General features: G+C 62.7%; 2 protein-coding genes. One reads left to right on the top strand and one right to left on the bottom strand.

Annotation, left to right across the window (positions count from 1 at the left end; translation table 11 throughout):
- On the bottom strand, nucleotides 1–395 hold a 395-nt coding region (locus PQR02_RS40665), incomplete at its 3' end, for a Mu transposase domain-containing protein (RefSeq protein ID WP_408243427.1).
- 130 nt (nucleotides 396–525) lie between these two features.
- Between PQR02_RS40665 and PQR02_RS40660 the strand changes: the two genes are divergently transcribed.
- Nucleotides 526–710, top strand: a 185-nt coding sequence (locus tag PQR02_RS40660) for a Mu transposase domain-containing protein (RefSeq protein WP_408243426.1), incomplete at its 3' end; no start/stop codon positions are given.

The following is a 710-nucleotide window of genomic DNA, read 5'->3' as shown; positions in this document are numbered from 1 at the left end:
TGACGAGGATCGGCCCGTACCGTGAGCATGCGACGCACGTGGGTGTGTGGAATCGAGTAATCGTTCTGGTCAAAGCGAACATATGGAGTCTTGCCAACCGAGACCGCCAGTTGCAGTTCGCACGGATAGGGATTCTCGGGCAAACCCAGCAGACTTGGCCGTTCGCGTTCGAAGGCTTCGCGCACGGTGATCGTGGGCTCCTCGCGACAAGGGCGATTCGCGGCGGGGCCAGCGCACCAGAGCGCCGCCTGAGCATTCAGATCGTCGAGGTCGATGAACTTACGCGCAGCAAAGAAGTTCTCGCGTACGTATCGGATTGCACGTTCGACGCGCCCCTTCTCGTGAATATGGGCTCGAGCCCATATCAACGAGAAGGGGCGCGTCGAACGTGCCATCAGGTTTGTACGCGACGCGTTCTTTGCCGCGCGCAAATTCACTGACCTTGATGATCTGAACGCCCAGGCCGCACTCTGGTGCGCGGGGCCAGCAGCCGATCGCCCCTGCCGCGAGGAGCCCACGATCACCGTGCGTGAGGCCTTCGCCCGCGAGCAACCCAGCCTGCTCGCGTTGCCGGAGAATCCGTACCCGTGTGAACTGCAACTGGCCGTGACGGTCGGCAAACAGCCGTATGTCCGGTTCGATCTGAACGACTACTCAATCCCGCATGCCCACGTGCGCCGCACGCTCACGGTACGCGCCGACCCCGGGCG

It is taken from the genome of Paraburkholderia sediminicola (assembly GCF_046026895.1).
GTDB classification, from domain to species: domain Bacteria; phylum Pseudomonadota; class Gammaproteobacteria; order Burkholderiales; family Burkholderiaceae; genus Paraburkholderia; species Paraburkholderia sediminicola_C.
Note: the sequence above shows the minus strand (reverse complement) of the source record. Positions and strands in the feature narration are given on the sequence as shown.